We start from the raw sequence: 8,806 nt of genomic DNA, 5'->3' as shown, positions 1-8,806 counted from the left end.
CCCCCCCCCCCCCCCCCCACACACACGTTTTCCTCAACGGCAGTCGCATTCATTTGCGGCTGCCGTTTTTTTTGGGGCCAAGGAGCAGCGGTTTCCAACGGACGTTTCACTGATGGTAACGGCAGATTGCAGCCAAGATTGGAGGGCGGGTCTCCTGACCCGCCGACGGTGCAAAGCACCGCCTTTCCGGATGGCGCGGCTATGCCGCGTCTGGCGGGTCAGGAGACCCGCCCTCCAACCTTGGCAAATATCCAGCCCTCCCTGGCGCTGCCTGCGTAACCACGGGCTTTCAGTTTTTCCCGATCTCTTCCGGCGCGGCTTCGTCGCCGGTCATCTCGTAGGGCAGACGCCAGACCTTGCTGCCGTCGGAGTTCGTAAAATACAGGCGCGACTCGCTGAGTTTCGACGGATTGCCGTCGGCCCAGAACGCGAAGAACGGATCACCCGGCCCCTCCCCCCCCCCTGCTGCTCTCTCGGGTCGGCGCACGTAGCTGTGATTGAATTCGCTGCCGTCCGTCACCCGGCGCTCGCGTGCCCAAGTGCGTCCCGCGTCCTTGCTGACCCACAAGCCGACTTCGCCGCCCGTGCCATAACGCTGCGGCCCCGTCTCGGTGGGACCGATGATCCGCCACTCGTCGCCTTCCACGTAGATGCTGCCCATGTCGTAGTTGTGGTCCGACTGCGTGATGACGCGCGTTTCCCACTTCCCGCCTTTGCCGTCCTTGGCGCCGGCCCAGTGCAGCAGAGTCCACTCGCGCGGGTCGCCCTTGGGACCGGGTTCGCCGGCGCGGCTCACGATGCAGAGCAGGATGGGATTGCCCGCGGCGTCGAAATTGAGGTCGCAGGTGTACATGAATTTCCCCTGCGATTTCAGGTCGAGCAGGAGCGCCGGGTTGTCCGGCGCGGTCAACGGAAGCGCGAGCGGGATGCCGTCGGCGGTGGTCCAGGTTTTGCCGGCGTCGATCGTCTGCGCGTAGTAGAGATTGGTGCGGCGGTCCACATGACTCTCGGGATGATAGTTGAAGAATGTAGCGTATTTTGTGATACGCCGCCCGCTGCCGTCCGCCGCAAGGCCCGACCAGCGCCCGCTCGTCTGGTAATGTCCGCCAAAGGCCGCCAGCGCATGATCCTCGCTCCAAGTGCGCCCGTCAGCGCTCGTCTTCCAGAAAAGATTACGCGCCGCGCCGTTTTTCGTGCCCTTGAAATACTTGGTGAAGAGCAGGAAAAAACCGTCGCCGTCCGCCGACGCCGATGCTGACGCCGCGGGGCCGTGCCAGATTTCCGGATACGTGAATTCCTGCCGGGCCACGCATTCAAACTCCCCGATGTCGTAGGGATGCGTGCTGCGAAAGATGATGCCGGGCCGGTGCTTGCCGCGTCCGCTCTTGAACACCCAGATGTGCCCGGCGCGGTCGATTTGCAGCGAAGCGTCGTCGTGCGGGTCGTCCACCGAGACGTCGGCGTAGAGCGCCACCGGACGCGGCACGGTGCCGCGTGCGTGATCGTAGCTCGACACCATGATGACCAGTTGGCGGCGGTTTCGCGCCGTCGTGCCGCCCCAAGTGAAAAACGTCTTGTTCACCGCTGGCGCGTAAACCGCCATCGGCTGGTGGTTGGCCGTGTAGGTGCCGAGCCCGCCCGAGTATTTGTCGCCGTATTCGAATTTGAAGCCGAGTGTGAACCAGATGCCCCGGTAGCCGTCGGCGCGGACGGATTGGGCAATGGTTCCTTCCGGGAAGAGGGGTGTCTCCGCGGGTTTTTTCGAGTTGTAGGCAAACGTGGCCGCAACCGGCGCTCCTGATCCCGCCGCCTGGCCGCAGGCCAGCAGGAGAGTCGCGACTCCAGCGCGCGAGACGAGGGAACGGGCGGATGACAAAACAGGAGAGGAAACAGAGGCGGGACGGCCGGAAGGTTGAGCGGATGACATAAGCCCGCCATTTAACCCCACCGCGGCCTCGCCGGGCAAGCAGGAGGGATTGTGTATCGCTGTCATTTTTTTTCACGACGCGAACACCTTGGACGTTCAAGGATTGCCAGCCACGGGGACACCCGCCTTGACTGCCCTCCTTCGCCAACCGACGCACCACCACGCGACCACGCCGACCATGCAGCCCACCGAGCCCACAGACTCCACCGAATTCACTCCCGCCTCGCGCTTCGATGACCAGCCCGAACTCGGCGACATCAAAATCAACCACAACGTGATTGCCAGCATCGTGCGGCTCGCCTCGCTCCAAGTGCCCGGCGTCGCGGGCGTGGGCGGCGGCATCGTGGACGGCATCACCGAACTCTTTGCCAAGCGCGAAGCCGATCACCGCGGCGTCCGCGTCGCCGAAAACAGCGAAGGAGCCTACGTCATCGAGGTGCGCCTCGTCATTTCCTACGGCTCCGAGATCGGCAAGACCGCCTACGACGTGCAACTCTCCGTGCGCAAGCAGATCATCGCCATGACCGGCAAGGACGTTGCCAAAGTCGATGTCATCATCGAAGGCGTGCGACTCCCCGGCGCCGCCGATTCGGAAGCAGCCAGCTCCGGCGACGACGCCTGGCCCGATGCCAATTAAAATTTCCCAATGATCACCCATCTCGAAGACCTCGTTCACAACATTCCCCTGTGGCTGCTGCTCATCTCAGCTTCGGTGCTGTGCCTTCTCCTCGCCGCGCTATTGCGCCAGCGCACGCTGGTTCTTTCGGACAAGGAAACCGGCAAACTCGAAATCTCCAAACATGCGATCCACCGTCTGCTGGAAGCCTGCTGCATGCAGGTCAACGGCATTGCCTGGGCCCGGGCCGAGGTCACGCACAGCGACGGCAAATTCCATACCCAACTCCGCCTCAAAGTCCGCCCCGACGCCAAGCTCGACGCCATTCAGGGATACCTTGAGCAGGAGATCGCCGAAATTTACCGCCAAAACCTCGGCATCTCCGACATCGGCCGCACCGAGATCAAAGTCATCGGCGTCGTCATCCCGAAGAAAGACTTTTAGGAAAGTTCTAAAAACCGTTTTTTTTCAGAGGTTTCCTCTTAGTAGCGCGGCGGTTGCAAGGCCTCGCCCAGCGAACCCGGCTCGAACACCCGCGGCAAAAAATCCTGCGACAACGCCGCGCCCGTCACCTGAAAACGTGTCTTGTTGCGCGTCGTCTCGTCGCGCAGGTCGATCGACTTCACAATCCACTGGTCGCCGATCTTTTTCAGTTCCACGACCGACATCACCTTGAGCACCTGATCCTTCTCCCCGAGTTGCTCCGCCTGCACCAGCGCGCCGAATTGGGTGTCCAAATACACCCGCACGCTCTTGAGCGTCGGCTGCCGCGCCGCGATCTCCGGCAGAGGTTTTAGCAAAAACACATGCGCCGGCCTGCTTTTGAGCCGCTTCACGCCTTCGAACGTAAAATCATCCCAATACAAGAACTGCATCTGCAAATCGAAGGCCGTCAGGTCCGTGTCCGCGATCCGGTCAAACAACGCCTCTGGCTCCAGCATCCGCCCCCCCCTCCCCCCCTGTCCTTCGCGCCACATCCAAGCCTGGGGCGTTGCGCCGCCTTGCACCAGCAGACGCGTTTCACCCGCCTGCCTCCCTTGTCCCTCCGCCGGCTTCACCGCGATGCGCGAGATGGGACCGCGGGCATTGCGCCCGCCCCACATTCGTCCCGGAATGACCACCTCGTCGCCACGGCGCGGCAGCACGCGCAGCACGAACTCAAGAAAAAACTCCCCCGCGATTCCCTTGCCACGAAACTCAGTCAGGATCGCCCGGCCCTCCGCCTGGTCGGGCGGCGAAAACTGCGCGTAGGGAGCCTCCGGCAAATTCCCGCGCGGCTGGCCCATCGCGGTGGAAGCCATGAAGGCCAGACCGAAAACCGCGCAAAACAAAAGGCAGGCAACCACACGGATTGCCTGCCTTGAAAAACTGGAGAGGAGGGCTGGGAGACTGGAATTGGCGACTCGCACGTTGCGCGAGACCGACATCAGCGTTTGGCCTCGGGTTCCGCACCTGCTGCGGCGGCAGCGGGGGCGTCGGATTTCGCGGGCTCGGCGGTGATGGTCGTGGCCGAGGCATCCGGAACGGTGGCGGGCGTGGCGCTGGTCGCGGGCTCGGCGGGAGCCTCGGCAGCGGGGATCGTGGGGAGCGCGCCGCGATTGCGGACGGTTTTGCTCTGCCAGATGTGGCCCAGATAGAGCCCGAAGCTCAGGATAAAGAAGATGATGGCGGCCCGGATCGTGGCTTTGGTGAGCACGTTGCCGGTGTCTGCGCCAAAGGTGGCCTCGGTCATGCCGCCGCCGAGGGCAGCACCCATGCCGCCGTCGGATTTGGGTTTTTGCATGAGCACGACGAGGATCAGGAACACGCAAACTAGGATAAGGACAAAGGTCAGGAGCCAGATGACAATGGACATGGAAAACGGTGAAAAGACCATCCTCGCCAACCGATGTCAATGTCCGTGATTAGCACGGAAATGATATTTCGGACGCGAATGGAATGGTTTTCGTGCAACGGATGCTCCCGGTTGGATATACTGGAAGTGGATGATGAGGCGGGGGGGGGGGGGAAGGGACGTTTTTTGATCGGGTTTTGTTTGGGGAAGGCGTTTTCGGATGGGCGCGGCGAAGCCGCGTCTGGCGGGTCAGGAGACCCGCCCTCCCGACCAGCGCTTCCGTTTCCGGTAGAGCGTGGCTGCGTCGATTCCGAGGATGCGCGCCGCCTCCTCCAGACTCGATGTGCGCGCCATGACCCGTCCGGCATGAACCCGCTCCACCTCATCAAGCGAGATGAGCGACCCCAGCACGACCTCCGGCGCTTCGCATGACGCCAGTCGCAACACCTCCGCCCCAGCCCCGCTCGTCCCTCCATGCGCGCGCAGCATCCGCTGGATGACATCCAGACGGTCAACGCCATCCGGCGAGAATGTGAGCAACACCAAGTCGTAACGTTCCTCCTGAAGCCGTTTCAATGCCGCTCCGCAATCCCCGCCGCCTGCCCGATGCACTTCGTGCCCGTCCGCGCTGATCGCCCGCACCAGAGCGGGACTGGCGGACCTTGGGTCGTCAACAATCAGGATCTTCATAGAGCGGAGTGAAACGCGCCGGACCGGCGGAAAGCGGCACACTCCACCCAACCCGCCGATTTTCGCAACCCGCCCCCGAAAAAACGCCCGGCCCCTGCCTCATGCCAAGAACCACCTTTCCGGATGGGCGCGGCTGCGCCGCGTCTGGCGGGTCGTCCTCAAGAAGAGGCCAGCGTCTTGACCCACTGGCCAAACGCGCGCAACTGCACCAGCGACCCCACCACCAACAGGTTGTCCCCAGGCTCAATGGTATGCGCGCCCGTGGGATTGATGATCTGATCGCCCGCGCGCCGAATGCCCGCGATGCGCACGCCCGTGTCGCGCGCGATCTGCAAGTCCGCCAGCGAACGCCCGGCGGGCATCGCGGTCGGCAGCACAAAGGTCTCCAGCACCGAGCCGCCAAACTCGCCTTCCCCCACCTCGTGTTTTTTCACGGCGTGCAGGAACTCGCGCGCCTCTTCGAGTTTCTCCGACGGGCCAAGCAACAAAATCTTGTCCCCCGGATACAGCCGCAAATCCGACCCCGCCACCGTAATCAGATGCCCGTTGCGCTCCACTTCGAGCACCGAGCAACTGAACCGCGAAGGGATGGCCAACTGCGCCAGACTCTGCCCCGCGTAGGACGCCGCATCAGGCACCACGCACTCCTCCAAACGCAGCTTCCACGCGCCCAAACTCTCGTCCAGCGCCACGCGAGCCTCCGCGCGCACCTCCTCCGGCATCCGTGCATCCTCGGCCAGCACCTCGTGCAACGAGTTCTCCCACGAACTATGCCAGTAAACCAGCCGGTTGGAAAACACCACCGCCAGCACCACGCCCGCGCCCGCGATCACCGCCCAGCCCCAGCCCGGCAGCGCCGCCACCGGCAGGACCGCGTACAACCAATAAAGCATTCCCAAGCCGCCCAACGCCTTGATGCTGCTCTCGATCAGACGCTTCGGCAGACGGCGACGGTCGCCATCCGCCCCCCCAATCGCCTCCGCCGTGATCAGCGCAATGGCGGAAATATTGCGCCACACCGCCACCACCGGGATCAGGACGAACACCGCCATCACGCTCCAGAACACGTAGCGCAACGTCGTCCCCTCCAGCCACACCGCCACCACCGTCGTTTCCAGCCACGCCAGGATGTATTTGGAGAAGATCAACAGGCCCGAAACAAACATGCACTCCAGAGCCACCTGGAACGCCCGCCCGCGCAAGAGCTTCCACGCCAGCGTGGACGGCGGACGCGACTGGAGTTGCCTCAACCATCCGTGGTAGGCCGTGATCGCCTTTGTCACCCAGCGCGGCTCCACCTCGTCGGCAAACTTGAGGATCGGATCGGCATAGCGATTGAGTATCGGCGTTATCAATACCGTGAGCACCGACAACGACACCGCCAGCGGATAGAACGACTGCGGCAGGATCGACGCCCCGATGCCCGCCGCCGCGATGATGAACGTGAACTCGCCCAGCGGCGTCAGCAGCAGCCCCCCCCGCCGCGCCTCGCGCGGAGCGATGCCCACCAGAATGAGCGCGAACCCACACGCGATGGGACGAAACACCAGCGAGAACGTGCACAGGATCAACACCGTCAGCCACACCTCCTTGAGCTGCCCCAGGTCGATCATCATGCCGATGGAAACGAAGAACACGCTGCTGAACAAAAACCGGATGCTCTCGAACGATTTTTCGACGGCGTGTTTTTGACGCATCTCCGCCACGATCGCGCCAAACAAGAACGCTCCCAGCGCCAGCGAGTAACCCGCCTTGACCGTGAAAAACGACAACAGCAGCAGCAAGCCCGCCACGATCACCGTCTGCAACTCCGGGTCTCCCCTGGCCTCCAGCCGGCGCAGCACGCGCGGCATCAGCAGCAAACCGCCGCCGATCAGCAGCACGACAAATGCGCCCAGCACCCCGATCACGCCGCCTACGCCGCCGCCGCCTGTCTCATGGCTCACCAGCAAGGTCAGCATGATGACCGCCACCACGTCCTCCACGATTGTGATGGCCAGCGCCATCTGCGCCGCGCGTTCGTGGTTGAGGTTGTATTCCTGCATCAACTTGGCGATCACCGCCGAGCTGGACACCATCAGCATCGCCGCCACGAACATGCTCTGCATCGCCGTCCAGTCGAGGAAGTGCCCGAGGATCAGCGTGAAATTGAGCATGAAAAACGCCCCCAGGAACGTCGCCCCGATGGTGGCCAGACCCATCTTGCCCATCTTGCTCAGGCTCAGGTGCAGGCCGATGGCGAACATCACAAACACCAAGCCCACCTCCGAAAGCTCTTTTATTCGTTCCTCCTCGGCTATCAGTGAAAATGGCGGCGTGTGCGGCCCGATCACCATGCCGGCCAGCAGATAACCGACGATGGCCGAGAGTCCCATGCGTTTGCAGATAACCCCGGCCACACCGCCAGCGAGCAGCACGGTGCCGAGATCCTTGATCAAATTTGCGCTATCCATATAAATAGAGGAAAGTCCCGCCGAGCCTCTGTATGAAACCCCGGTTCGGTTTTCATCTCACCCGAGTCTGCGTCGGTAAAGGCGAGGGCACTCTCCCTCTCCGTGCATGTCAACGCACAGTTCCAGCTTTTACGGAAATAACCGATGCCAGGGAGCGGCGGGATTTTATTGTCAACGCCGCTCCTCCGTCCTCTTCCGGATGGGCGCGGCGCGGAGGAGAAAACTAGAGCGTGTAGTCACGAGATAAGGTTGACTGTTTTTTTTCGTGATGGAGAATGTCAGCATGGCGAAAGATCAACACCGTCACGACATTTCGGACCGAGTTTGGAGCGTTCTGGAGCCGCTGCTACCTGGAAGGAAAGGAGCGTGGGGAGGGGTGGCGGAGGACAACCGCAAGTTCCTCAACGCGGTTCTGTGGATTTTACGCACTGGTGCGCCTTGGAGGGATCTTCCAGAGGATTACGGAGGGTGGAGCAACACGCACAGGCGTTTTTGTCGCTGGAGAGACAAGGGGCATTGGGAGCGCCTGTTGTCGGAACTGATGAACGAGCCCGATTTTGAGTGGCTGATGATTGATGCCAGTCATGTCAAAATCCATCCGCATGCGGCGGGAGCCAGAGGTGGAAACGAGGCGATCGGTCTGACAAAAGGGGGCGAAACACCAAACTACATTTGGCCGTGGATGCGCATGGTATGCCGGTGCGAGTCATTGTTACAGCGGGTTCCACGGCTGATTGCACACAGGCTGGCAGGGTGATTGAAGGCATTGCCGCAGACCATCTGATCGCCGACAAGGGATATGACACCAACGCCATCATCGAAATGGCGCAGGCCGCAGGCATCTGCCCGCAGATTCCTCCAAAGACCAATCGCATAGAACAACGCGAATATGACCCTTATCTTTATCGGATCAGGCATCTGGTAGAAAATGCATTCCTACGACTCAAGCAATGGCGCGGCATCGCAACCCGATACGCAAAACGAGCCTCCTCTTTCCTCGCTGCCGTCCAATTCAGGTGTGCCATCCTCTGGGCTTCAATCTCGTGACTACACGCTCTAGCGTTTGCTTCCCGGAGTCAGGTCTTTGCCCGGCTTCACCTGCCTCCTTTGATGTGTTACGATCTGCCCTTCACTTCCGTATCGCGCTGCTCGCTCTCCGCAACATGCCCAACCGCAACACTACTTCCGCAACGACTTCTGCAAGCGTCGCGCTGCGGTTTGCCTCGGAAGATGCAAGAGGGATGTTACGTAAATCATTGGTAGTTAAAAAAATACCCCCCCCCCCC

8 protein-coding genes are annotated in these 8,806 nt (G+C 61.9%); 3 read left to right on the top strand and 5 right to left on the bottom strand.

The window, feature by feature from the left end; translation table 11 throughout:
* Positions 1-289 precede the first annotated feature (289 nt).
* Complete coding sequence (locus OBACDRAFT_RS24055; protein WP_232767748.1) at positions 290-1,876, bottom strand: BNR-4 repeat-containing protein; 1,587 nt, start codon at positions 1,874-1,876, stop codon at positions 290-292.
* 178 nt (positions 1,877-2,054) lie between these two features.
* On the opposite strand from OBACDRAFT_RS24055, the gene OBACDRAFT_RS24050 reads away from it, so the two are divergent.
* Both OBACDRAFT_RS24050 and OBACDRAFT_RS24045 read left to right on the top strand, forming a co-directional pair.
* Positions 2,055-2,564, top strand: coding sequence for an Asp23/Gls24 family envelope stress response protein (locus OBACDRAFT_RS24050; RefSeq protein ID WP_232767746.1), 510 nt, complete (start codon positions 2,055-2,057; stop codon positions 2,562-2,564).
* A gap of 9 nt (positions 2,565-2,573) precedes the next feature.
* Entirely contained in the window at positions 2,574-2,987 is a 414-nt protein-coding gene (locus OBACDRAFT_RS24045; protein ID WP_043589658.1) for a hypothetical protein, read from the top strand.
* A 38-nt stretch (positions 2,988-3,025) separates the two neighbouring features.
* On the opposite strand, the gene OBACDRAFT_RS24040 is transcribed toward OBACDRAFT_RS24045, so the two are convergent.
* The 4 genes from OBACDRAFT_RS24040 to OBACDRAFT_RS24025 all read right to left on the bottom strand — a co-directional run bounded on the left by OBACDRAFT_RS24040 (position 3,026) and on the right by OBACDRAFT_RS24025 (position 7,520).
* On the bottom strand, positions 3,026-3,970 hold the full coding sequence (locus tag OBACDRAFT_RS24040) for an outer membrane lipoprotein-sorting protein (protein WP_081722323.1): 945 nt from the start codon (positions 3,968-3,970) through the stop codon (positions 3,026-3,028).
* Entirely contained in the window at positions 3,970-4,398 is a 429-nt protein-coding gene (secG, locus tag OBACDRAFT_RS24035) for a preprotein translocase subunit SecG (RefSeq protein ID WP_081722324.1), read from the bottom strand. Before secG ends, OBACDRAFT_RS24040 begins: the two co-directional genes overlap by 1 nt.
* Before the next feature lie 228 nt (positions 4,399-4,626).
* On the bottom strand, positions 4,627-5,067 hold the full coding sequence (locus OBACDRAFT_RS27175) for a helix-turn-helix domain-containing protein (protein WP_081722322.1): 441 nt from the start codon (positions 5,065-5,067) through the stop codon (positions 4,627-4,629).
* 158 nt (positions 5,068-5,225) lie between these two features.
* Entirely contained in the window at positions 5,226-7,520 is a 2,295-nt protein-coding gene (locus OBACDRAFT_RS24025) for a cation:proton antiporter domain-containing protein (protein ID WP_043589657.1), read from the bottom strand.
* Positions 7,521-7,803: 283 nt separating this feature from the next.
* Between OBACDRAFT_RS24025 and OBACDRAFT_RS27170 the strand changes: the two genes are divergently transcribed.
* Positions 7,804-8,567, top strand: a protein-coding gene (locus tag OBACDRAFT_RS27170; RefSeq protein ID WP_088179341.1) for an IS5 family transposase whose coding sequence is annotated in 2 segments (ribosomal slippage) — positions 7,804-8,176 and positions 8,176-8,567 — 765 coding nt in all. Because the reading frame shifts where the segments join, the coding sequence is not laid out codon by codon here.
* Positions 8,568-8,806 lie beyond the last annotated feature (239 nt).

Source organism: Geminisphaera colitermitum TAV2, assembly GCF_000171235.2.
Classification (GTDB): Bacteria; Verrucomicrobiota; Verrucomicrobiia; order Opitutales; family Opitutaceae; genus Geminisphaera; species Geminisphaera colitermitum.
The sequence above is the reverse complement of the archived record's forward strand: the minus strand, read 5'-3'. Positions and strand labels throughout refer to the sequence as shown.